At 67.9% G+C, this 23,167-nt stretch carries 20 protein-coding genes; 8 read left to right on the top strand and 12 right to left on the bottom strand.

Features of this window, described 5'->3' with window-relative positions:
* Positions 1–5: 5 nt before the first annotated feature.
* Entirely contained in the window at positions 6–362 is a 357-nt protein-coding gene (locus ACXJLH_RS25810; protein ID WP_056199960.1) for a hypothetical protein, read from the bottom strand.
* 91 nt (positions 363–453) lie between these two features.
* On the opposite strand from ACXJLH_RS25810, the gene ACXJLH_RS25805 reads away from it, so the two are divergent.
* The 5 genes from ACXJLH_RS25805 (at position 454) to ACXJLH_RS25785 (ending at position 4,929) form a co-directional block, all read left to right on the top strand.
* A complete protein-coding gene (locus ACXJLH_RS25805) occupies positions 454–1,191 on the top strand; it encodes an NUDIX hydrolase (RefSeq protein ID WP_056199958.1) in 738 nt (245 codons plus the stop codon).
* Positions 1,192–1,450: 259 nt separating this feature from the next.
* Positions 1,451–2,587 (top strand): hypothetical protein, encoded by a 1,137-nt coding sequence (locus ACXJLH_RS25800; RefSeq protein ID WP_056199955.1) that lies wholly within the window; start codon positions 1,451–1,453, stop codon positions 2,585–2,587.
* A complete protein-coding gene (locus ACXJLH_RS25795) occupies positions 2,587–3,585 on the top strand; it encodes a hypothetical protein (protein WP_457447200.1) in 999 nt (332 codons plus the stop codon). The genes ACXJLH_RS25800 and ACXJLH_RS25795 overlap by 1 nt, the downstream gene beginning before the upstream one ends.
* Positions 3,586–3,716: 131 nt before the next feature.
* Positions 3,717–4,430 (top strand): surface-adhesin E family protein, encoded by a 714-nt coding sequence (locus ACXJLH_RS25790; protein ID WP_157281789.1) that lies wholly within the window; start codon positions 3,717–3,719, stop codon positions 4,428–4,430.
* A gap of 16 nt (positions 4,431–4,446) precedes the next feature.
* On the top strand, positions 4,447–4,929 hold the full coding sequence (locus tag ACXJLH_RS25785; protein WP_457447198.1) for a hypothetical protein: 483 nt from the start codon (positions 4,447–4,449) through the stop codon (positions 4,927–4,929).
* 410 nt (positions 4,930–5,339) lie between these two features.
* Here ACXJLH_RS25785 and ACXJLH_RS25780 read toward each other — a convergent pair whose 3' ends face one another.
* Positions 5,340–5,543: a hypothetical protein gene (locus ACXJLH_RS25780; RefSeq protein WP_457447196.1), complete on the bottom strand. Its 204-nt coding sequence runs from the start codon at positions 5,541–5,543 to the stop codon at positions 5,340–5,342.
* Positions 5,544–5,644: 101 nt separating this feature from the next.
* Here ACXJLH_RS25780 and ACXJLH_RS25775 point away from each other — a divergent pair, with 101 nt between their 5' ends.
* From ACXJLH_RS25775 to ACXJLH_RS25765, 3 genes are all read left to right on the top strand, one after another.
* Entirely contained in the window at positions 5,645–6,610 is a 966-nt protein-coding gene (locus tag ACXJLH_RS25775) for a hypothetical protein (RefSeq protein WP_457447194.1), read from the top strand.
* A 447-nt stretch (positions 6,611–7,057) separates the two neighbouring features.
* Positions 7,058–7,993 (top strand): chromate resistance protein ChrB domain-containing protein, encoded by a 936-nt coding sequence (locus ACXJLH_RS25770; RefSeq protein ID WP_056199936.1) that lies wholly within the window; start codon positions 7,058–7,060, stop codon positions 7,991–7,993.
* A gap of 57 nt (positions 7,994–8,050) precedes the next feature.
* Positions 8,051–9,070 carry a Cj0069 family protein gene (locus ACXJLH_RS25765; protein ID WP_056199933.1) on the top strand — a complete coding sequence of 340 codons (1,020 nt, stop codon included), beginning with the start codon at positions 8,051–8,053 and terminating at the stop codon, positions 9,068–9,070.
* 2 nt (positions 9,071–9,072) lie between these two features.
* Here ACXJLH_RS25765 and ACXJLH_RS25760 read toward each other — a convergent pair whose 3' ends face one another.
* From ACXJLH_RS25760 to ACXJLH_RS25715, 10 genes are all read right to left on the bottom strand, one after another.
* The gene (locus ACXJLH_RS25760) at positions 9,073–10,125 is read right to left on the bottom strand and encodes a DMT family transporter (RefSeq protein ID WP_457447191.1); all 1,053 of its coding nucleotides are present in this window, start codon (positions 10,123–10,125) and stop codon (positions 9,073–9,075) included.
* A 14-nt stretch (positions 10,126–10,139) separates the two neighbouring features.
* The gene (locus ACXJLH_RS25755; protein ID WP_457447189.1) at positions 10,140–10,640 is read right to left on the bottom strand and encodes a hypothetical protein; all 501 of its coding nucleotides are present in this window, start codon (positions 10,638–10,640) and stop codon (positions 10,140–10,142) included.
* A gap of 50 nt (positions 10,641–10,690) precedes the next feature.
* On the bottom strand, positions 10,691–13,816 hold the full coding sequence (locus ACXJLH_RS25750; RefSeq protein WP_457447187.1) for an efflux RND transporter permease subunit: 3,126 nt from the start codon (positions 13,814–13,816) through the stop codon (positions 10,691–10,693).
* 10 nt (positions 13,817–13,826) lie between these two features.
* Positions 13,827–14,945 (bottom strand): efflux RND transporter periplasmic adaptor subunit, encoded by a 1,119-nt coding sequence (locus tag ACXJLH_RS25745; protein WP_457447186.1) that lies wholly within the window; start codon positions 14,943–14,945, stop codon positions 13,827–13,829.
* A complete protein-coding gene (locus ACXJLH_RS25740) occupies positions 14,942–15,568 on the bottom strand; it encodes a hypothetical protein (RefSeq protein WP_457447184.1) in 627 nt (208 codons plus the stop codon). Before ACXJLH_RS25740 ends, ACXJLH_RS25745 begins: the two co-directional genes overlap by 4 nt.
* The gene (locus tag ACXJLH_RS25735; RefSeq protein ID WP_457447182.1) at positions 15,565–16,824 is read right to left on the bottom strand and encodes a TolC family protein; all 1,260 of its coding nucleotides are present in this window, start codon (positions 16,822–16,824) and stop codon (positions 15,565–15,567) included. The genes ACXJLH_RS25740 and ACXJLH_RS25735 overlap by 4 nt, the downstream gene beginning before the upstream one ends.
* Before the next feature lie 123 nt (positions 16,825–16,947).
* Positions 16,948–17,310: a hypothetical protein gene (locus tag ACXJLH_RS25730; RefSeq protein WP_457447180.1), complete on the bottom strand. Its 363-nt coding sequence runs from the start codon at positions 17,308–17,310 to the stop codon at positions 16,948–16,950.
* 69 nt (positions 17,311–17,379) lie between these two features.
* Positions 17,380–18,186, bottom strand: coding sequence for a PEP-CTERM sorting domain-containing protein (locus ACXJLH_RS25725; protein WP_082532801.1), 807 nt, complete (start codon positions 18,184–18,186; stop codon positions 17,380–17,382).
* A gap of 164 nt (positions 18,187–18,350) precedes the next feature.
* Positions 18,351–20,057 carry a PQQ-dependent sugar dehydrogenase gene (locus ACXJLH_RS25720; RefSeq protein ID WP_457447178.1) on the bottom strand — a complete coding sequence of 569 codons (1,707 nt, stop codon included), beginning with the start codon at positions 20,055–20,057 and terminating at the stop codon, positions 18,351–18,353.
* A 46-nt stretch (positions 20,058–20,103) separates the two neighbouring features.
* On the bottom strand, positions 20,104–23,157 hold the full coding sequence (locus ACXJLH_RS25715; RefSeq protein ID WP_457447176.1) for a glycoside hydrolase family 2 TIM barrel-domain containing protein: 3,054 nt from the start codon (positions 23,155–23,157) through the stop codon (positions 20,104–20,106).
* Positions 23,158–23,167 lie beyond the last annotated feature (10 nt).

The raw sequence follows: 23,167 nt of genomic DNA, 5'->3' as shown, positions 1-23,167 counted from the left end.
CCGTTCTAGTTGTTGTTCTCGGGGAAGCGCCGGATCACCTCGATGGCGCCGACGATGTTGTCGTTCAGGTTTTCCAGTTCCTCAGCCGGCACCCACCACTCAGTGTGATGGGCGGCGCCCACTTGATGGACGGTATAGCGCTGCATGAACGCCTCACGCACCTCAAAGCGAGTCACGAAGCCGGAGCCGCTTGCGGCCACGTTCCAGTCACGCGCGATCTCCACTGCGTACGCTTCATTGGTCACCGGATAGAAGATGGGCTGGTCCGGCAGCCGCGGCGGCCATCGGCGATTGCCGCTGGCTTCCACCAGCGCCAGTTCGCTGGGGCAGGTGGGGCGGTAGAGGGTGACGGTGTTGTTCATGGGGGTCCCTGAGCTTTATAAGTTGTTCTGTGCAACCCAAACAAGTTGCACAATACAACTCAAAAGCAGCTCCGTCAAGCAAAGAGCCCGTATGCCAGCCAAGCCCCCTCGAACGAAAGCCCCCGCTCTGAGTTTCCCGTTGCCATTCACGACGGTGGACGTGGTCATCTTCACCGTCGCGGACGACGCACTGAAGGTGCTGCTCGTGCAGCGCCCTGGGGACAAAGAGGCCGAGCCGTTTCCAGGCGCCTGGGCGTTGCCAGGGGGATTCGTAAACGTCGACGTCGACGTTGACCTGCTGGCTTGCGCGGAACGCAAGCTCGGCGAGAAGACAGGCGTTCGCAGCCCCTATCTCGAACAGCTGGGGAGCTGGGGCGGAGCGAGCAGGGATCCACGCGGATGGTCAGCCACCCACGTGTACTTCGCGCTGATCCCAAGCCGCGACATCGAACTTGCCAAAGGGGCCAACGCGGCGGACGTTGCCTGGTTCAAGGTCGAAGAGGTGTTGGCCAACCCGAGACTAGCGTTTGACCATGCGGCCATCCTGCAAGCTGCCGTCGAGCGCCTCCGCGGCCGGGTGGAGTACACCTCGCTGCCGGCCTTCCTGCTGACTGAGCCGTTCACGTTGCCGCAGTTGCAGCGCATCTACGAGATCGTGCTGAATCGCGACGTGGACAAGAGCGGCTTCAGAACGCGCATGCTGGCGGCGCAGTTTCTTGTCGAGGCAGGCCATGTGGAGGGCACTTCAAACCGGCCGGCCATGGGCTATCGGCTCGCCGACCGCAGTGCCCCCATCCTCTTTCCGAGGACCTTCAGCCCTAGAGGCTGATCAAAGTTCAAAGTTGAGCGAGACGAAAAACCGATAGTTCAGACTTGAGTGAGACACAGATTCAAAGCCAGCTGAGCCGTCCGGAGCCAAGTGGTTGATCTGAGCCGGTTTTCAGTTTTGGGTTGAGTGCAAACCGACAGCCGTGTGGCACGTTTCGCAGCCAGTTTTGGTGCGCCGGACTCAGACTCCGCGCGAGCCGTGGTGCAGCGACGGCTTCCGACAGGCCGTCACAATGCGCCCCATCCAGGGAGACTAGAAGATGAATCGTGAAGCCGGTCTCGGCCTCGTAGTGGCGTTGCTTTGCGCCGCGCCGGTACTCGCGGCGGGCCAGAAGAAGCCAACGCCCGTTGCCAAGGCGACTCCTGCAGTTGCGGCTGCATCTGCCCCCGCACCGGCCCTCAGCGAGGCGCAGCGTGACTATATCGAGCAGATCTTCAAGAACCTCGTGGTGCCGCGCTTCACTGTGCGAGCCGACGACGCGCTCGACGATGAAGCACGCGCCGCTGCACAGGCGATGCAGGCTGAGCATCTGCCGCGGGTTCAGGCGCTGATGACGCAATGGGCACTGGAGGAAATTCAGCAGCCCGAAGAAAAGGATTGGTTTCGCCGCATGACGGCGCGGTTGGCCAACGAGTTCGCGCTGTGGGGGCGCGACAGTACTGGGCCTGAGCAGGATGCCGCACTGAGCCAAGCATTGCGGATGCCGGGCATGTGCCGCCCGGTGGGTGGGTGGTCGAGCGAATTGGTCATGCGCCTCGCACGTTTGCGCGGGCTGCCGCCCGAAGTTCGACGCGCCGCAGTGCAAGCCGAGCGCGACCTGTTGGCGCGCTGGGGCAAGGCAAGACAAGTCGACGAAACCGAGCCGCTGGACGCGGAGGACATGCTGTTGGCACTGCGCGTCGATAGTCAGCCTCCCTGGAAGCCACTTCCCCCCGTGCTGGCACAGCTCTACCTCGGCGATTCGGGAGACAGCCGGTTGGATCCACGGGTGGCCGAACCAGCAGTGCGCTGTGCCCTGCACCAGTGGGGGGGCGTCACTCCGGCGCAATTCCGCGCCGCCATGGCCATGCAGGCCGCCGACGTGCTGGGGATCAACCGCCTGGTTGCGGCTGGCCCCACCAGCGCCGACAACGCCTACCCCAAGCTGGGTAGCCTTTTCACCGTCCGTGGCGTTATCACCATCCGGGCCGCGTTGAACTCTGACGGCAAGCTTGTGAATCCGACGGTGGTCCAGCGCGAGATTTCAGTGCCGGGCTTGCGGGAGGTACGTGCGTTGGCGTTTGAAGGAGTCCTTGACCTGGCAACGCTGACCAAGGCGCAAGAGATGGACTGGATGGAATGGGCGCCGAAACAGGGTATGCGTTTGTTCGAACGCGAATTTGAGTGGGACTTGTGATGGGACTCGGGCAAGCGCTGCTGGCTATCGCACTGCTCTTCGCGCAGGCGTTGAGCCATGCACAAGTGGCTGGCGGCCTGGGTGACATGATCCACTACCAAGCGGCCAGTGCGATGTACTGGGCCGACTGGGACGAGCTGACGCGGCTTGACGTCGCGGTGCGCGCTGCCCCGCAGTGGTCCCGCGACGGCGCGCTAGCCTTGTGCAGTTTTCGCCATGGACTAGGCGGCGGCGACGTCGAGCAGTCGCTGGCGTATCACGAAGCCCGCGTGGCTGGCACGCTTGCCTGGGCGAAGAGCAGACCGGAACTAGCGCTGGCGCATGCCGCTCACCTGCGCGCGCTGATAGACCTGGCCTGGTTCCAGTCTGGCAGCGCATTTGCCAACACCAAGCCGGGCGACCTTCGCAAGGATTACCGGGTGACCGTCGACCGCGTGCAGGCCCACGCAAACGAGTTTGCGCCCATGCTCTCCGGGGACAGCCATGTCGCTCAGGTGATGCTGGAGGTACTGATGTTCCGCAAGGCCAGCGTGGACCAGCGGCTGACAGCAGCGCGGCGCATCCTTTCAGGCGAGCCCAATGACGAATGCATCTACCGCGCCGCTATCGACGGGTTGATGCCGAGATGGGGTGGCACCCCGCAGCAGCTGGAAGCCTGGGTGCGCGAGGCAATGCGGCCGTTGCCCGAGGCCGAGTCCATCATGCGCTACGCAAGGCTCTACAACGACGCGGCTGTCTACTACTACGGACAATCGCTGTTCGATAAAACGCAGGTGCGTTGGTCATTGATGCGCCAAGGCCTGGAGCGGCTGGTTGCGGTGTACCCGGGCAACTATTGGCGCAACCGGAGCGCAGTATTGGCCTGCATGGTCAAGGATCGTGAGGTGGCCGCCGCGGCGTTGAAGACTATCGACAAGCCGGAATTGGATGCGTGGGGGAGTGACGGCGACGCCGAACGCAACTATGAGATCTGCAGCCGCTGGGCAACGCAAAGCTAGCCGGCTAAGGTGCTTCTGGCCTGAAGCCATCGTTTCTATGGGCGCTGCCAGAATTTCCGCAAAACGTCAATTTCGGGAGGGATCGAATGCGCCGCGGCACCGTCTCTTCAGGCCTGCTCTTGTGCCTGGTCATGCCTGCCCACGCTGACTGGAGCTACGTGGGGCCCACCGCGGCTGGCGAGATGTTCGTGGACTTGGCCTCGCGCGAGCGGCAGGGCGATCTCGGGCGGGTACGGGTGATGGCCAACTTCGACCAGCCGCGCGCTGAACAGGGTGGGGCGAAGTACCGCTCAAGCTCCTCCGTGCAGGAGTTCGACTGCTCAGGCCGCCGCCTGCACCTGCTGTCGCGCCAGACGCATGACGCGGCCTTCGCCCAAGGCGCGTCGCGCGTCACACGCATGCCCGCGCCCGACCCGTGGAAGGCTGTTCCGGCCGGCACGCGCGCCGAAGGCATGCTCGCGCTGGCCTGTGCCGACCAGCCGCTGCTGGACGCTCCCACCCGTGACTGGCCCCGTCAGCCCCTCGTGACCGGCTCGCAGACGTTGCGCCACGACCCGACCCACACCCGTCGCGATGGCGATCTCCTCTCGCTGCGCTGGCTAATGCAATCCCCGCCTGCCGACGCCCACCCGCCCGCCAGCCACGCGGCCCAGTCCACTGAGGTGGAGACCACCCTGTCTTGCAGCCGACAAGTGGCCCTCGCATCCACCGGCGCCGGCCGCGCGGCGCGAGAAGGCCAGGGCGCGGCGGTGGTCATTGCGGTCATTACCTCCGAAAGCGCGCTGGCCGACACGCTGCCGCCAGAGCTTGAGGTAGTGGCGCGCAAGCTTTGCGCGGCGCAGTGAGGCGCGTGGCGTCGTCGTGGCGCGTCCGAAATTGAAAGACACGTCTGACTGGCTGCCCTGGGCTGTGTCCGCCGTGTGCCTTGTGGCCTCGCTTGCGGCGCCGAAGTACTTGGGCGCCATCTGGACCGCCGGGGTTGGCGTACTACTGCCTTTCCTGTTCTTCGATCTGCGCAAGCCGGTCAACTACGAGTCGCTGAGCTTCGACACGGTAGGCTTTCGTTATTCGGCCTACAAGGGCTCCGTCGAAGAGGTGCGCTGGCAGGATGTCACCGACGTCTTCTACCGCCGGCTGATCAACCACTTTGCCGGCGACGTGGAAACCGAATGGGAGTTCCACTGCCACGATGGCAGACCAGTTGTGGTGCTCGTCGAATGGCCGCAGAAAACGCCTTTTGCCCGCGTCATCGCATTGCATGTGCCAGGCGTGCGACCCGAGTCGGTGGCCGCCGCCACGCGCCAGCGGGGCGAGGGGCGGTGGCGCTGCATGCGGCCGTCTTGACTCCCAAGCCAACGGAGCAAACGCCGTCATGGCCCGCCAGGCTAGCTAGAAATTCAGAACTGAGCGACGAGCTTTTGGTCGAATACAGAACTGAATGAAACGCCGCGTCAGACCTGCATGAGCTGGAGCGCGCCAACTGCCTCCCATCCAAGACCGGGGCCTACGGCGCTAAACGGGACCCAACACCCCTTGTCGGTTCACCGTTAAATAGTTATCTGGTCGGACCGCATTCGGTGTGATTGAATTCCTGTCAGACCAATTTGCGCGTTTCGTGGACACCTGCTTGCCCACAGCGAGCAGCCTACAAAGCCGAGGAATGTCACCGATGACCAAAAGAATCGCCGGGCCCTGCGTTGTCCGATCGCCGACAAAGGCATCGCTGACCCCTCGCAGCCCGAATCGCATGCGGCTCATCGCGATCGGCCTGTTGAGCTCCTGGCTCGCCGCTTGCGGCGGCGGAGGCTCATCCGGGGATGCGTCTGGCACCGGCGCACCCGCACCCGCACCTGCACCTGCACCTGCACCTGCACCTGCACCTGCACCTGCACCTGCACCTGCACCTGCACCTGCACCTGCACCTGCACCTGCACCGGCACCGGCACCGGCACCGGCACCGGCCCCTGCCCCTGCCCCTGCCCCGCCTCCTTCGATCAATGCGGCGCTTGGCATGCCGAGTCGGCTTCTCGTGGGGCTCGGTGGCAATTCGATCTCGGACATGACGAGTCAGCACATTCAGCCAGACATCATCGACACCTACCTCGTAGGGACCGGCCCGGGCTCATGGCCCTACTGGAACAGTCCGGACGGTGCCTATGTGACTTACGTCTCAGCCGCCGACAGGGCGATCGGGGCCGTGCCGTTGTTCACGCTGTTCCAAATGGCCGCCGATGGTGAAGCCGACATGATCCCGGTCAATGACGCGGCGTTCATGACGAAATACTGGTCACAAGTAAAACTGATGTACCAGAAGATCGCCGCCACTGGCCAGCCCGCCCTGGTCAACCTCGAGCCTGACTTCTGGGGCTTCGTGCAGGCCAAGTCAGGCGGCGATCCGACGAAGGTGCCGGCGCGCGTTAGCTTTGTCGCCGAATGCGCCGGCCAGCCGGACACCACAGTAGGCGTCGCCGGGTGCCTGTTGGCCCTCGGTCGCACCTACGCGCCAAATGCAAAGTTCGGCTTCCCGCCATCCTTTTGGGGAGGCGATGCCACAAGCGTCGGCAACTTCATGCTGAAACTCGGTGCAGACAAGGCTGACTTCATCGTGGCGCAGACGAGCGATCGGGATGCTGGTTGCTTTGAAGTCGCATCGCCGGTGGCTGAATGTGCGGGACGCGGCAATGGACCGTTCTACCTGGACGAGAACAACATCACCACACCCAACTACAGCCAGGAGCTGGCCAAGTGGAGCGCCACGCGCAGCATCCTCGGCAATTTGCCCATTCTGTTTTGGCAGACGCCGATGGGCGTACCCTCGGCCGCCCCTGGCGGCACACCAGGCCACTACCGCGACAACCATGTGCACTACATGCTCACGCATGCGGCGCAATACACGGCGATCGGTGTGTTTGCGATCGTCTTCAGTCCGGGCGGAAGTACGTCGGCGACCATCACGACCGATGACGGGCAGTTCGCGCGCCTGTTCAAGGACTACCTGGCGAGCCCGGCGCCGTTCCCCAATTGAGTGGTCATCGGCCGAACGGCCGAGGTTTTCGGCCCCGGCTCTTGGCGCGATGCTCTTAGCCACTGTCGGCTTGGGCTGGGCGCGATTCACCGCCAATCAGGTGACGTCCTGCTGCGCCAAGGATTGGTGATCCGGCGACCACTGGGAAACTGCAGATCGTGCCCGACGGAACCGTGCGCGATGCGCGGGCGGCGGACTACAACAGCATGCGTACCGACGACATCCTGCGCAAGGCAACGGACTCGATAAGCTGACCGACGAGCTTTCCTGGAAAGACGCTATTGGCTCACGGACCGTCCCCATGTCGCCGTTGCCGACCTCGTCGCGTTCCCAGTTCTGCGTGAACCATCAGCCAGACCAGCCCTACGGACCTGAGTGCGGGGAATTCAGAACTCAGCAAGAGCGGGCAATGTTGCAGTTGAGACATGATGTTATATATTAAACCAAATGAAGTGGCTGCTCCTCATCCTCTCGCTGCCGACTGAGAACACCGCCGCCCGCATGCGCGTCTGGCGGGCGCTCAAGGGCTGCGGCGCGGCGGTGCTGCGCGACGGCGTCTACCTGCTGCCGCACTCCGAGGCGCATGAGGCGGCGCTGGGCAGCATTGCCGACGACCTGCGCCAGAACGACGGTACGGCTCATCTGCTGGGCACGGAGTCTGGCGACGCAAATTTCCCTGCGCTGTTCAACCGCAGCGCCGAGTTCGCGGCCCTGCTGGGCGATATCGCCGACGGTCGCAAGCGGCTCAGCGCCGAGCAGGCGATGGAGTCGGTCAAGCTGGCTCGCAAGCTGCGCAAGGCCTTCGACCAGTTCGTCGCCATCGACTTCTTTCCCGGTGAGGCCCAACGCCAGGCCCGCGAAGCACTGGAAGAATTCGAGGACCAGGCCAGCCGGCTGCTGTCGCCGGATGAGCCTCAACCCGCCGTGCGAACCATCACGCCACTGGATCGGGCCGACTACCAGGGGCGGATCTGGGCCACGCGCGCCCGGCCGTGGGTGGACCGGATGGCCTGCGCCTGGCTGATCCGCCGCTTCATCGATCCCGAAGCCCGCATCCTGTGGCTCAAGTCGCCGGCCGACTGCCCGAAGAGGGCGCTCGGCTTCGACTTCGACGGCGCGACCTTCACCCACGTCGGCGCGCGCGTGACCTTCGAGACGCTGCTCGCCAGCTTCGGCCTGGAGACGCCTGCGTTGCTGCGCCTGGGCCTGCTGGTGCACAGCCTGGACATCGGCGGCGTGCAGCCGCCGGAGGCCGCGGGCGTCGAGCGCGTGCTGGCCGGCATGCGCGAGGCCATCACCGATGACGACCAGTTGATGCAAGTCAGCGCCGGGGTCTTCGAGGGCCTGCTGACTGCCTTTCAGAACGCCGAGGACAAGCCATGAACGCCATCCCCCAGGACCTTCCTCTTGACCCAGCCAGCCTGAACGGCCCGTCCGCGCATGGCTGCTGACCACCCACCCACGCTGGCGTTGCTCTATCCAGGAGACCGTGCGGCCCGCGACCGCAATGACCCGGACGAGAGTCGCTTTGCCGCGCTGTTCGAGGCCTTTGCCGCCGCCGGCATTGCGGCCGAGCCGGCCGTCTATCACGACGACTTCGCCGATGAAGTCGCTACCCAGCTGAAGCGAGTGGATGGCCTGCTGGTCTGGTGCAACCCCATCGAGGCGGGCCGCCGCCGTGACCGGCTCGATGCAATGCTGCGCGAGCTGGCCGCGGGCGGCGTCTTCGTCAGCACGCATCCCGACACCCTGCTCAAGCTCGGCACCAAGGACGTTCTTGTCGACGTCCGCGACCTGCCCTTCGGCAGCGATGCGGTCCGCGTCGACAGCCTGGCGCAACTGGTCGACGAGTTGCCGCAGCGGCTGACCATCGGGGCGCGTGTGCTCAAGCAGCACCGCGGGCAAAGTGGCAATGGCGTCTGGCGTGTCGAGGCCGCCGGCTCCGCGCTTTTGAAGGTGCGCCACGCGCAACGGGGCAGCGAGGAGGAATTGCTCAGCCTGCACGAGCTGCAGCAGCGGCTGGCGCCTTATTTCGAGCCGGAGAACGGCGGCCACATGATCGACCAAGCCTGGCAGCCGCGTCTCGTCGACGGCATGGTGAGGGCCTACCTCGTCGAGGACCGCGTTGCCGGTTTCGGGCACCAGGCGGTCAATGCGCTCCATCCCGCGAAGGACGGTGGGCCGCCACCTGCCACCAGCCCGCGGCTTTATCACCCGGCGGACCTGCCGCAGTTCCAGGCGCTGCGGCAGCACCTGGAGTCAGGATGGATAGACCTGCTGCGCGAGCGCGTCGGCCTGAGCCGGGACCAGCTGCCCATGTTGTGGGATTGCGATTTCCTGTTCGGTGAGCAACCGGGCAGCTACGTGCTCTGCGAGATCAACGTCAGCAGCGTGTCGCCGTTTCCACCGTCGGCCGTCGCGCCGCTCGTGGCGGCAGTCAAGGCGCGCCTGGGGCGTTGACTTCAGTGGTCATGCCCGTGATGGGCGTCCGGCACATGCGCATGGCTGTGGCGCTTGGGATCGTGCCGGTGCCGATGGCTGTGTGCGCCCGCGGGCATCGGATCGTGGTGATGGTCGTGGTGCCCGTCGTCATGCCGATGCGCGTGCTCGTGCTGCAGCTCCTCGTGCTCATGCTCATGGTCGTGCGACTCGGCCAGGTGCAGCGCCACACCCAGCAGCATCAGCAGGCCCCCGGCGGCCATGCCCCAGCCGGCTGAGCGGTCTCCCAACCCGAAGGCCAGCGCGGCGCCGATGAAGGGCGCGAAAGCGAACACCGAGCCCGTGCGCGCCGCACCGAACTCGCGCTGGGCCAGCAGGTAAAAGCGCAGGCTCAGGCCATAACCGGTCGCGCCAATGCCCATCAACCCTGCTGCTGCGCCAAGGCTGGGCATCGCCTCGCCCGCGACGAAGGCCAGCACCGTCGTTGCCGCGGCGCCCAGCGCAGCCTTGGCGAGCACGACCTGGCCGGGATCACGTTCAGCCAGCGCGCGCGACAAGGTGTTGTCCGTGCCCCAAGCGGCCGTCGCCGCGAGCACGGCAAGCAGCCCGACCCATTGGCCACTTGACGCCAGGCCCTGGTCCAGGATGAGCAGCACGCCGCCCGCGAGCAGCAACAGCATCGCCGCCCAGACGCGCCGGTCCATGGTCTCGCCATAGAGCCTCCAGGCCAGCACGGCCGTGAAGAGGGCCTCCAGTGTCAGCATCAGTGACGCGCCGGTGCCGCTGGTGCGCTGCAATCCCCACGCCAGCGCCACCGGGCCGATCACCGCGCCGAAGAGGGCGACGGCCAGCAGGCGCGGCACGTCCGAGCGGAGCACGCGCGCCTCCTTCTCCGCCTTCTGGCGCAGCAGTGCGCCGACGAGACCAGCGCCGGCATACAGCAACGCCGCGGTCGTGAACGGCCCCAGTCCTTGGCCGAGCGTCTGCACGAGGGGCGTGCTGACGCCGAACAGCGCGGCCGCCAGCAGAGCCAGCAGGCCACCTCGTAGCGCGGGAAGGTGCAGATGAAGGGGCACGTTCGGCTTCGCCTTCAGGGTTGCCCACCGTGCCGGACCAGGCGCTTGTGAAAACCCGTGATCGTGACGGTCACCGTGACCGGCTGCTGGCTGCGGTTCTTCCAGAACCAGCCATGCGTTCCCGCGAACGGCGCCACGAAGGTGCCGGCGCCCTGGCGCTGGCCGGCTTCGATGTCGTAGCTGGTGTACTCGTCCTTCGAGCCGGCCCGCTCGCCATGCAGGTCCACGGCCACGTCGGCACTGGCGGACCAGTGGAAGACCATGCCCTGGCCGGCGTCGAGCTCCGCCTGGACCTCGGCGCCCTTGCCCGGGGCCAGCGTCACCGTCACGCTCTCCGTGCGCGGCGCCGAGGCGCTCGGCTTGACCGCCGGCGCATCGAAGCTCTGCCCCGCCTGCTTGCCGAACACGGCTTCGGCCCTGGCTGCTAGCGTCCCGTTGTCGCGGGCCGCATCGGCCGCCCAGAGTGGCATGCCAGTGGCGAGCAGGACGCCCAGAGCAATCAGTCGTTTCGTCATGACGGCACGTTACTTGATGGCGTGCGGCGCCGCATGGCCTCGATCAACGTCTAGAAAGCCTCCTGCGCGCCCGCCGAGGGCTCTTCATCCCGCAACAGCCGCATCAAGGGGCGCTCACCCACCAGCCAGAAGATGACCGGCGTCAGCACCGTGTCCAGCAGCGTCGAGCTGACCAGGCCACCGAAGATGACGACGGCCACCGGGTGCAGGATCTCCTTGCCCGGCTCGTCGCCGGCCAGCAGCAGCGGGGTCAGCGCGAAGGCCGCGACGAGGGCCGTCATCAGCACCGGCGTCAGCCGCTCCAGCGAGCCGCGCACGATCATGGGCTGGCCGAAGTGCTCGCCCTCGAAGCGGCACAGGTTGATGTAGTGGCTGACCTTGAGGATGCCGTTGCGCGTGGCAATGCCGGCCAGCGTGATGAAGCCCACCATGGTTGCCACCGACAGCGTCACGCCGGCCAGCCACATCGCGATGACGGCGCCGACCAGTGCCAGCGGGATGTTGGCCATGATGATGCCTGCCAGCACCGCCGAGCGGTAGCGCGTGTAGAGCACGAGGAACATCATCGCCAGCGACACCAGCGACAGGCCGACGATGAGCCGCGTGGCCTGCTCCTGGGCCTGGAACTGGCCCTCCAGGCTGACAAAGGCGCCGGTGGGCAGCGCCGTCTTGGCGATGACCTGGCGAATGTCGCCGATGACGCGGCCCATGTCGCGGCCGTCCGTGTTGGCGTAGACGACGATGCGCCGGCGGCCGTTCTCGCGGCCGATCTGGTTGGGTCCGTCGGACTCTTCCACGGTGGCGATGCTGGACAGCGGCAACCGCCCGGCCGGCGTGTCGATCAGCGTGCGCGCGAGGTCCTGCGGGCCGCGCTGGTCGTCGGGCAGGCGCAGCACCAGGTCATAGCGGCGCTGGCCGTCGACGATCTGCGCTCCGTGGGCACCGTCCGTCAGGGTTTGCAGTACGCGCACGGCTTCGCCCGGCGACAGCCCGGCCTGGGCGACCTTGCGCTGATCCAGCCGCACGGCAATCTGCGGGATCAGCACCTGCTTCTCGACGGTGAGGTCCACCAGACCCGGCACGCTGCTCAGCCCCGCCCGCATCTGCTCGGCCAGGCCGCGCAGCGTGTCGGTGTCGTCGCCATAGATCTTCACGGCGACCTGCGCCCGTACGCCCGACAGCAGATGGTCCAGCCGGTGCGAGATGGGTTGGCCGATGGCGACCTGGGCGGGCAGCGACGCGAGCTGGGCGCGGATGCTGGCCATCACCGCCTCGCGGTCGACGGGCTTGCCGCCGCGCCGCAGGTCCACGTCGATCTCCGACGAGTGCACGCCCTCGGCATGCTCGTCCAGTTCGGCGCGGCCGGTGCGGCGGCCCACCTGGGTCACCTCGGGCACCTGGCCGATCAGCCTCTCGGCCAGCGCGCCCATGCGGTTGGCCTCGGCCAGCGACGTGCCGGGGTTGAACATCAGCGACAACACCAGGGAGCCCTCGTTGAAGGCCGGCAGGAAGGCGCGCGGAAAGAACGGCACGCTGGCCGCGGCGGCAGCCACGGCGATCACCGCCGAGACGATCAGCAGCTGCGCGCGCGGGAAGGACCAGGTCAGCACGCGTTCGTCCCAGCGCTTGAGCCGCGCGACCAGCGGGCTGTCGCCGTGCGCCAGCCGTTTCATGCGGGGCAGCAAGAAGGCGCTCAGCACCGGCGTGACCGTCATGGACACGAGCATCGAAGCGAGGATGGACACGATGTAGGCAATGCCCAGCGGCGTGAACAGCCGGCCCTCGATGCCCGGTAGCGCAAACAACGGCACGAAGACGAGCACGACGATCAGCGTCGCGTAGACGATGCCGGTGCGCACCTCGACGCTGGCGGCCCGCACGACCTCCAGCACTGGCTTCGGGTGGGCCAGCGCCCGGTTCTCGCGCAGCCGGCGCTGGATGTTCTCGACGTCCACCACCGCGTCATCCACCAGCTCGCCGACGGCGATCGCCAGGCCGCCGAGCGTCATCACGTTGATGGATTGGTCGAGCAGGCGGAACACGAGTGCCGTCACAGCCAGCGACAGCGGGATCGCGATCAGCGAGATCAGCGTCGTGCGCACCGACAGCAGGAAGGCGAACAGCACGATGGCCACCATGATGGCGCCGTCGCGCAGCGCGCCGGTGACGTTGCTGATCGAGGCCTCGATGAAGTCGGCCTGGCGGAACAGCACCTGGGGCGCGCTCAGACCCTTGGGCAGGCCGGGCTCGAGCTCGCCCAGGGCCGTCTCGATCTGTCGCGTCAGCTGCACCGTGTCGGCGTCCGGCTGCTTCTGCACGCTGACGATGACGGCCGGTGCGCCCTTGTAGCCGGCGTCGCCGCGCTTGAAGCCGGCGGCGAAGCGCGCGTTGGCCACCTGCTCCAGCAGGATGGCGCGGCCGTCCTTCCAGGCGACGGCGATGCCCTGCAGGTCCTCGATGCGATGGGTGCGCCCAAGGTGACGAATCAGGTACTCACGGCTGTTCAGGTCGACGAAGCCGCCACCCGCGTTGCTCGCAAAGCCGCGCAGCGCCTGCTCCACCTGCGTCAGCGACACGCCGAGCTGGGCCATGCGCATCGTGTCCGGCTCGACGCGCAGCGTGCGCACCTCGCCACCGATGGGAATGACCTGGGCCACGCCGTGGATGGCCAGCAGCCGAGGCCGCAACACGAAGTCCGCGTACTCGCGTGCCTGCATCGGCGTCGCCTGTCCGGCGCCCAGCGGCAACGCGATCAGCATGACCTCGCCCATGATGGACGAGACGGGGCCCATGACCGGCGCGATGTCGCCCGGCAGCTGGCCGCGCAGTTGCGCCAGCCGCTCGGCCACCTGCTGGCGGTTGCGGTAGACATCGGTGCCCCAGTCGAACTCGGCGTAGACGAGGGACAGGCCCACGCCCGACGTCGAGCGGACGCGTGTGATGCCCGGCATGCCGTTCAGCGCCGTCTCGATGGGGAAGCTGACGAGCTGCTCCACCTCCTCGGGCGCCATGCCGCCCGCCTCGGTCAGCACAGTCACCAGTGGCTTGTTCAGGTCGGGAAAAACATCGACCGGTGTGCGCCAGGCGGTGAAGCCGCCATAGGTCATCAGCAGTGCGGCAATGGCCAGAACGAAGAGCCGGTTGCGCAGGCTGGTGTGGACGATCCAGTTGAACATGGCCGTCCCTTCAGCGGATCTGCGCGATGAGCGCCGCGCCTTGCACGACGACGCGGTTGTCCGCCGCAAGGCCTCGCGTGACGAGCACGGTCTTGGCGTCCAGCGGTTTCACCTGCACCGGCTGCGGCATGTAGCGCTCGGCGCCGGTCTTGATCCAGACGACGGTCTCGTTGACGGGGCTGCGCACGACGGCCTCGGCCGGCAGCACGATGCCCTTGGCCTTGTCCTTCAGCGCGACGATGACCGTGACCGTCTGGCCGACGGCGAGCGATGTCGCTTCCCCGGCCTTGTCCGCCTGGGCGCGGAAGCTCAGTGGCAAGGTGCCGTCGCGCAAGGCCCGCGGCACGCCGGCCAGCTGCAGCTTCACGCCGCCGATGCCCGCAAGCTCGGCGCCGGCGATGCGCTGGCCCAGCGTCACGTCAGCCGTCTGCGCTTCGACCATCAGTCGAGCCGGGTCGACGATGTCGACGAGCACGTCACGCGCGTCGATGACCTGGCCGGCCATCAGCTCGGAGCGGGCGATGACACCCGACACCGGCGCGCGCAGCGGCTCGCGCTGGTCGAGGCTCGCGGCGATGCTGCGCTCGCGCGCGGCCAGGGACTCGGCCTCCAGGCGCGCGGCCTCGATCTCCTTGCGCGGCACCGTGCCCTCCAGCCCTTCAAGCCTCTTCAGACGCTGCTCGGCGAGCTGGCGGCCGGCGCGCAACTCGGCGCGCTGGGCCTCCTGGTTGGCCTGAGCGAAAGGCTCGGCGTGGTGGTGCAGCAAGGCGAGCACCTCGCCCTGTCGCACGGCCTGGCCGGGCACTGGCAGGCCTCTGGGCCCGGGCTCGATGCGGCCGCCATGACTGGCCTGTACGCGGCCACTGGCGTTGGGGTCCTGCACCACACGGCCGGGCAGCTCCAGCGTCGCGGCGGCTTCGGTCTCGGGTGCGATCTGCGTGCGCAGCCCCAAGCGGCGCTGGGCCAGCTTGGGGACGTTGACACTGCCGTCGGGCAGGCGCACGAGGCCAGAGGCGCTGGTCGGGCCGGCCTGGTCGAGGTGTTCGCCATTTGGGCCATGGGCGCCGGGACCGGCGAGACTGGCCGTGGCGGCCAGCAGCAGTCCAAGGGTCAGCAGCGGGCGCTTCATGCCTGGCCTCCGTTCCCGGTCCTGGCGCCGGCGCGGCGGCGCCATGCAGCCACGGCGATCAGCGCCGCCGCGATGACGCCCATCCCTGTCCACAGCTTGCGTGAGCCGCTGGGGTGGTCGTGCCCCTGGTCATCGCCGGGCTCGTGCGCGTGCGGCGCCTGCGCCGCGGCCTGGGCTTGGTCGGTGGTGACCTTGAGGGTCGCGTCCAGCAGGTCCGACTCGTTGCCGTGGATGACGGTGATGACGATGGCGTGGTCACCGGGCTTGCCGAGCAGCTTCAGCATCGCCTCGTCGGCGACTGCGTAGTCGCCGATGTCGTCATGGAAGGGCGCCTTGGCCTTGAGACCGCCGGACTCGATTTCGACCTGCGCCTTGAGCACCGGCTCGTTGGTCGCGAAGCGATCGATCAGTATCGAGAACTCGCCGCCGGCGAGCGTGGCGACCAGCTCGAACTGCTCGCTCCTGGCTTCGATGCGCGGGCGGCTGCCGGCAGGCGCGGTGGTGGCGGCCGGGCTGTCGAGATGTTCGCCGTTGGGTCCGTGGGCGCCGGGGCCGGCCGCAGCGCCCAGGCTCACGGCCAGCGCAGCGGCGCCGAGGGCGCGCAGCAGGGAAAGGGAGGTCATGGAAGCAATCCTTGGGCTTGTTGGAGTCGCGCCTGCGCCAGGCGCAGATGGACTTGCTGGCGTTCGCTGGCAGCCTCGGCGTGGGCGGCGGCACTGAGGGCGCGCAGCAGTTCGGGCAGCGGCGCTTCGCCCGCCTTGAAAGCCTTGTCGATGTGGCCCGCCCGCTCGCGCAGCAGCGTGGCGCGCTGCGTTTCGAGGCGGGTCTGGGCTTGAGCACCTTGCAGCTGGCTGCGTGCCAGCTCCAGCTCGGCCGCGAGGCGGTCACGGGTGCGTTGCTGCTGGGTCAGGGCCATGTCGACCTCGGACAGCGCGCTGGCAATGCGCGGCTGGGCGTGCGTCTCGGTGCCAAATGCAGCAAAAGGCAGGCGCAGCGCGACGCCAATGCTGTTCAGTGCCGGGTTGCCCTGGCCGGGGCGTTCCTGGCGCAGGTTGACGCCCAGCTCGGGGCCATCGCCGCGCTGGGCCTGCGCCAGGGCGAGCTGGCGCTGGGCACGCTCGACGGCGCGTGTGGCGAGCTGCAGTTCGGGGTGGGCGTCGTTGAGGTCGACGGCCGTGCCAGCAGATGCAGGCTCGAACCGCGCGGCAACGGCGAGGCCCGTCAGCAGTTGCCATTGCGTCTGCTGGGCGTGCAGCTTCAGTGCAGCCTCGGCTTCCAGAGCTTGGCTGGACAGCCACTCGGCCCGGGCCGCCATCGCGTCGGCAGGCGCGAGGTCGCCGGCCTTGACGCGGCGGTCGACGTCTTCGGCCAGGTGACCGAGCAACTGGCTTTGCAGCGCGGCCAGGCGCTGCTCCGCCTCCAGGCTGCTCAGCTGGCCAAGGGCTTCGCGCACCTGGCCGGCCACGTGCAGGCGGGCGGCCCGCTCGGCGGCGGCACTCCAGTCGAGGCCGGCTTGGGCGGCCTGGCCGGCGGTTGCGCGGGCGCCGATACGCCACAGCGGCAGGGCGACGCCGACCTCGGTTTCGCGCTGGCCGCTGGCGCCACTGCCGCGGCCTTCACGCTGGGACAGCTGCAGCGCTGGCGGCGCGGCGAGCCAGCTGGCGGCGACGGCCTGTTCAGCGCGAGCCTGGCGCTGCTGGCCTTGCGACTGCGTCACCTCGACGGAGCGCTGCCAGGCGGCGTCAATCGCCTGGGCCAGGCTGGGGCGGCTGGCCGCGAGCGCTGCGGAATTCGATAGGGGTTGGGCGGCACAGGCGAGCGCGCTGGCAGCAAGGGCGCTGCCGGTGAGCCATGGCGCCAACCATGGAGGGATTTTCACGAGGGTCCTGATGCGAAAGCGGCGGCGACCCGCATGAGGCCAGCCCAGGGCTGGTCATGCGCAAGAGGTCACCACCAGAGCGACAGACGGCCGCGCGTGTACACGCGCGGGTCGCGGGCGGGATCAGGACTGGGCTTTGGGCGGCCGCTCGGGGCCGGCAAGGCAGGGCGGTGGAGGCGGCGTCACCGCGGTCTGCACCGGCATCGCCGGCGGCAGTTGCGGCAAGTGCAGGTCAACACGGGTCATCAGGACCGGTGAATGCAAGCCGCAGTCGCTGGCCAGATGATGGGCCGAGGCGAGCGACTGGTCCTCGTGGACGCCGCTGGCATCGCCGTGATCATCGTGATGGTGCCCCTGGCCCTCGAGGTGCATCAACGCATGCTGCTGCTCTTCCTGGCCCGCCATCCCCACGGCAACGCCTGCATGGGCCAGCGCTTGCCAGCACATGCACAGCATCAGCAGGAAGGTCGTCAGGCCGTGGCGCATGGTCGTCAGTCTAGCGGAGCGACCATTTGAGGCGCATGGCGCGGCCGCCTACTGGGGCCAGTTAACCAATCATTGCGATTCGGGCACTGGCACGAGCGCAGTCCGCCGGCGCCGCACGCCGAGAACCACGCCCAGCCCCAACATCGTGAGCGCCCAGGTCGCCGACTCAGGCACGGCGCTAGGAATGCCTTCGAAGTGGTAGAGCGCGGCCAGCGCCGGGTCGTCGATCGTGAACGAAGGGTCAACGAAGGCCTTCGACCAGCCTGCCGGCCCGCCGGGGCCGCCCGAGCCGGAATCGGCACGGAGGTAGACATCAAAGACGGCATTGACCTTGAAGTTGGTGACCTGATCGAACGAGAAGCTGTTGCCACTCACTCCGTTGAGGTTGATGCCGGCGAGCAAAATCGCGCCAGCACCGCCGCTGTCGTAGTTCACGGAGAAGGAGGCCGATGCCTGCGTACTTCCTTCGCCGTCGACCAAGCCGTGGGCGAGGACGTGCACCGGCACTACCGTTGCCGCGGCCGGGCCGCTCAGCATGACCTGGTAATGAATCGTCGTGGTCGCTCCAGCACCACCGCCGACGGTGAATCCGAGGACGGGCGAGTACGCAGCCACGGAGAGGGAATAGGCATAAGCCGAGCCCCCCTGGGCTGAATCGGTGATCGAGGTGGCGACGTTGCCATCCACGTTCACCCCGTAGCTTGCAGGCGCAAAGGTCGTCCCGTGGTCGATGTCATTCAGGCGATTGAGCGGATTGAAATTGTCAGCGGCCGCGTGGCCCACATAGGTGACGACGCCGAGCGCATGCGCCGCGCCAAACGGCAAAACCGCGCAAGCGCAAAGAAGCGCGCTGAGCAACGTTCGTGAGCGAGTCATGATGTTCCTTGGCTGACGGAGACGAAAAACCTGACAACGGAATCGGGTGAACGGTCCGCCGGCAAGGAGAACATGTTTCCGGTCCGGTGGGACGCCCCGGGCAGCTTCCAATCTAGGGGGCGTGCAGGGCAACGGGCAACGCGTCGTCGGTCAGCCTGGAACGTTCATTTCGGAGCGACGCGCCAGATCTCGCCGGTCACATCGTCATCCACGAGCAGCGAGCCGTCCTTCTGCACGGCGACCGAGCTGGGCCGGCCCCAGACTTCGGTGTCGCTGGCGACGAAACCCGTCACGAAGTCCTGATAACGGCCCGTCGGCACGCCATCCTTCATGAACACCCGGACCACTTTCGACCCCGTGCGCGTCTGCCGGTTCCAGGAGCCGTGAAAGGCGACGAACAGGTCGCCGTCGTAGGCCTTCGCGAACGCCGCAGGGGCGGCCGGCGGCGCCTCATACATGACCATGCCGAGTGGCGCTGCGTGCGCCGTCAGCAGCAGATCGGGCGCCGTCACCTTGTCGCGAAGGTCGGGGCGATGGCCGGCGAGACGGGGGTCTTCATGAGCGCCGATGTAGAACCAGGGCCAGCCATAGAACGCGCCCTCCTTCACCCGGGTCAGATAGTCCGGTGGCAGGTTGTCGCCCAGCAGATCGCGCTCGTTGACGCTGCACAGCAGGTTCCCGGTGCGCGGGTAGAGGTACATGCCGACGCAGTTGCGCAGGCCCGCGGCATAGGTGCGCCGGTTCTTGCCATCGGCATCGAACGCCAGCACCACGGCGCGGCCTTCCTCCTCACCCCAGGCTGCACCCAGGCCGTGCCTGGCTTCCCAGCCGGCAAGCGGCTCGGGCGGCGTCTTGCCGATGCCCTCGGCGACGTTGGTCGCCGAGCCGATGGACAGGAACATCGTGCGTCCGTCGGCAGAGAACACCAGCGTCCGGGACGAGTGCGCGCCGACGGCCTGGGACAGCTTGGGAACGACCACTTCGGGCTCACCGCCGGCCACAAGGTCGCCGTTGCGGTACGGATATCGGACGACGGAATTGACGAAGGCCACGTAGAGGTACCGCGGGTCGGAGCCTGTCGGCCAGAAAGCCAGGCCGAAGGGGCGGTCCATGCCCGACGCAAAGGTGCTCACCACATCGGCGGTCTCGCCCGTGGACGACCGGAACACCTTGACCAGCCGTTTCGTCGTGGACGAGATGAAGATGTCCCCGTTGGGTGCCTTGACCATGACGCGGCCGCGATCAGGGTCCCTGGCCCACAAGCTGACCTTGAAGCCCTCGGGAACCAACGGCAACGCGCCCTCGGGGCGTGGCACCGTGCGGGGCCCGTTGCTCGCGCTTTCGGTGGCGAAGGGCTTGGGCAGGTCGGCCACCTTCCACTCATGGATCCGCCCCGGTCGATCAGCACTCCAGCTGCCCACGTCTGCACCAGGGACCGCCGGCTTGCTGGCCGCAGTGCTCACCGCCACCGTGGTCGCCGGGCCTGAAAGCTTTTCGAGATAGGCCAACAGCGCCCGGCGTTGTGCCTTGTCCGCCATGCTGATCGGCATGGTGGTGCCGGGTGCATAGGCCGAGGGGTCGGCGATGAACCTGTCCAGCTCCGCCTTCGTCCAGACCTTGCCCTTTGCACCCAGCGCGGACAGTGCCGCCGAGTAGCCGAAGCCCTGCGCTTCACCCACCCTGCGCCCGACGATGCCATGCAGGCCGGGGCCCATCAGCGCGCGCCTGTCCGGTGTCGCGGTGTGGCACATGGCGCAGTTGCTGTCGAACAGTCGTTGGCCCAGGGCGATGTCTTGCGCCTGAGCGGGTGCCGTGGCCGCCAGGGCGAGCAGGCCGCAAGCCGCGGCCCGCATGAAGTGAAGGGGGTTCAATGGGTCTCCTGTGATCGTTGTGCAACCGGGCAGCGCCATGCGGCCGTCAGAACCGCAGCAGCAACCGGCCGCCGTAGCGTCCCGTCGCCAGGGCCGGCTCACCCGCCGGCCCGGTCAGGTCAGCGGCCTGGCCCTTGGCGCCCATGGCGGGGATGGCGTGCAGGAAGCCGATGTCGCTGGCTGGGAAATCCACGCTGGTGGTCGGGAAGTCTGCCAGCCTCGCGCCCAGTTGCAGATAGCCTGCCCCGTCGTTGACGATGGTGAGGTCCCCAGCTGGTGAGCTCAGCCGCAGCCAGCGCGGGTCCGCGAAATAGCCGGCAGACGGCGCGATGTCGTACACACCCAGCACGGGCCCGCGCAGGCGGTTCTGCCAGACGGGGCTCGGCCCGCGCACGAGCGCGCGGGGCTTGCTGGCCTCAACGAGCGGCCGATCAAAGCCGACACCGTGGTACAGCGTGGGGCCTTGGAGCTGGTAGCCGTAGTCCAGCGCAAGCACGCCGCCGTCGTCGTCCTCGCCGAGCGTCCAGCGCACGCGGTCCAGCCCGCCGGCGCCAGGCGCTTCCAGCCAGGCGCCTTGCGGCCCGGTGCCTGCGGTCACGACGACCTGAGCCGCCGGTACGGCGAAGCGGTCTGCCTCGAAGGCCAGCCGCAGAGACACCACCGAGGGCGTGCGCCGCACACCCGCCAGGCGGGTCACGCGCAGTGCCTTCACGGCCTGGGGCGGGAAGATGTAGGTCTGGCCGTCGCGCGCCACCCGTGCGCCATCAAAGACGGTCTTCCAACGCTGGCCATCGGCAGACAGATCCAGCCTGAAGCTCGCCCAGCCATCGGTCTCGGTGATGCCGAGGTCGATGGTTGCAACATTGGCCATCGTCGGCGTGGGGAACTCGTAGACGCCGTCGGCCGCGGCGTCCGGCTCCAGCCATGCCGGCTCGGCGGCCTGCCTGGGCCGGGCGACCACCAGGCGCGGCCCGTTGGACAAGGGTTGCACCTTGCCGCCCCTTGCGAGTTCGAGCAGCAGGCCGGTACGGGCATCAAAGCGCGCGGACATGGCGCCGGCCTGCAGCCGGATGCTGTCGCCCTCTCTCACCGCCGCGGGCGTGCCGGCATGCTGGCGCGCGAGGTGGGAGGGCCGGTCCGGCTCTGCCCAGACCCAGGTCCACAGATGCTGGTCGCCTTGCATTGCCGTCAGGCGCAGCGCATCCGCCTCGCGCCAGGCCGCGGGCAGCGGCAGCTTCAATTCACCCGCGGCATGCGGAGCCACGGCCGGCCCGGCGAGGTCGCCTTGGGCCAGCACGCGGGCGTCCGGGCTGCGGTCCTGCGGTTGGGCGAACCGAATCCATTCCCACTGGAAGCGCACCGCCGCCAGCGTCGTGAAATCGAACGCGTTGCGCAGTTTCAGCACGCCGTTGAATTGATCGTCGAGCGTTGGCGGCGCGATCTGCACCGGTGACCAGATCTCCTTGACCGTGTAGTAGCTGGGCTCCTTCTCGTGCCGGGGGCCGACGATGCCGTCCGGCGCGTAGCTGCCGAACACGTCGATGCGCCCGCCCTGGTCGGTGCGCACGAGGCCTTCATCCGCCAGGTTCCAAAGGAAGCCGCCCGCGCCGCGCGGCGAGGCGCTCATGGCTCGCCAGTAGTCGTCCAGGCCGGCACCCAGGCCGCCGTCGAACAGGCCGTGCAGGAACTCGGTGGGCATCACCAGCAGCGGGCCGGCCAGCCGGCGCTGCAGATCCGGGTAGCGCGGGTAGTGCTTGGTGTCGATGCCGCCAAAAGCCTCCCACGGGTGGAGCAACGGCCGCGCCTGCGGGTCGTAGAGGGCGAAGTCGCCGTCCAGCTCGCGGTTCCAGCCGCCTTCGTTGCCGTTGGACCAGAACAGGATGCTGGGGTGGTTGACGTCGCGCTCCACCAGCTCGCGCACGAGCTTGCGGCCCACCTCGGTGTCATGGGCCTTCTGCCAGCCGCTCAGCTCGTTGATGACGTAAAGCCCCAACTCGTCGGCGGCCTCCAGGAAGGCCTTCTCGGGCGCGTAGTGGGCCACGCGCATGGCGTTCATGTTCATGGACCGGATGAGGTGCGCGTCCTCATAGGCCAGGGAGCGTGACACGGCGCGGCCCGTCTCCGGGCGGAAGCTGTGGCGGTTCACGCCCTTGAGCATGATGCGCTGGCCGTTGAGGTACAGGCCCCGGCCCTCGCGCACCTCGAAGGTCCGAAAGCCGAAGCGCTCGCTGACCTGGTGGACGGCCTTGTCGCCTTCGAACAGCGTGAGCTGCAGGAAGTACAGGTGCGGCGTTTCGGCGGACCAGAGCAGCGGCTGGTCGATCCGCCCCTGGACGCGCACGCGCCCGGCGCCGCCGGTGGGAATCGCGGCGGAGAAGGGTTGGCCCACGGCCGTGCCGTCGCGGGTGGTGACCTGGGCCGCCAGCCGGGTCACCGTGCGCGGCGCCCGCAGCGTCACGTCGGCCGTGAGCTCGCCGCTGGCCTGGGCGTTGATGGCCACGTGCGCGATGGACTGCAGCGGCGACGCCTCCAGCCACACCGGCCGGTAGATGCCGCCGAACACCCAGTAGTCGCCATGGCGCTCGGCGATGTCGGTGGCCGTGGCGGCCGAGGCCTCGCTGACTTGCACCTCGATCTCGTTGTCCTCGCCCGGCTTGAGCCAGCGGGTGATGTCGTGGCTGAAGCGGTTGAACCCGCCCTGGTGGATGGACCCCGTGACGTTGCCGTTGACCTTCACGAGGGTGTCGGTCATCACCGCATCGAAGACCACGCGGACCGTGCGGCCCTGCCACTCGGCCGGCACGCTGAAGCGGCGTCGGTAGGTCGCCTTGTCCGCCGCCCGCGGGCCTTTGTCGTAGCCGTACTGGTAGTGGCCAAAGCCTTGCTGTTGCCAGTTGGACGGCACCTTGATGCGCGCCTGCTCGCCCGCGCGCTGCCCGCCGTCGATGACGAAGTCCCAGTCCACCGCGTCATCCGGGCCGGTGCCCGACAGCATCAGCGTCTCGGTGCGCGGCGCGTCCGCGGCCAGCGCCAGCGGCGCCAGCAGGCCGCAGACGAGCAGGCCGGCCAGCCACTTCAGTGCTGCAAGCTTGACGTTCACCGGGTGTACT

This window comes from Roseateles sp. P5_E4 (genome assembly GCF_054049255.1).
Note: the sequence above shows the minus strand (reverse complement) of the source record. Positions and strands in the feature narration are given on the sequence as shown.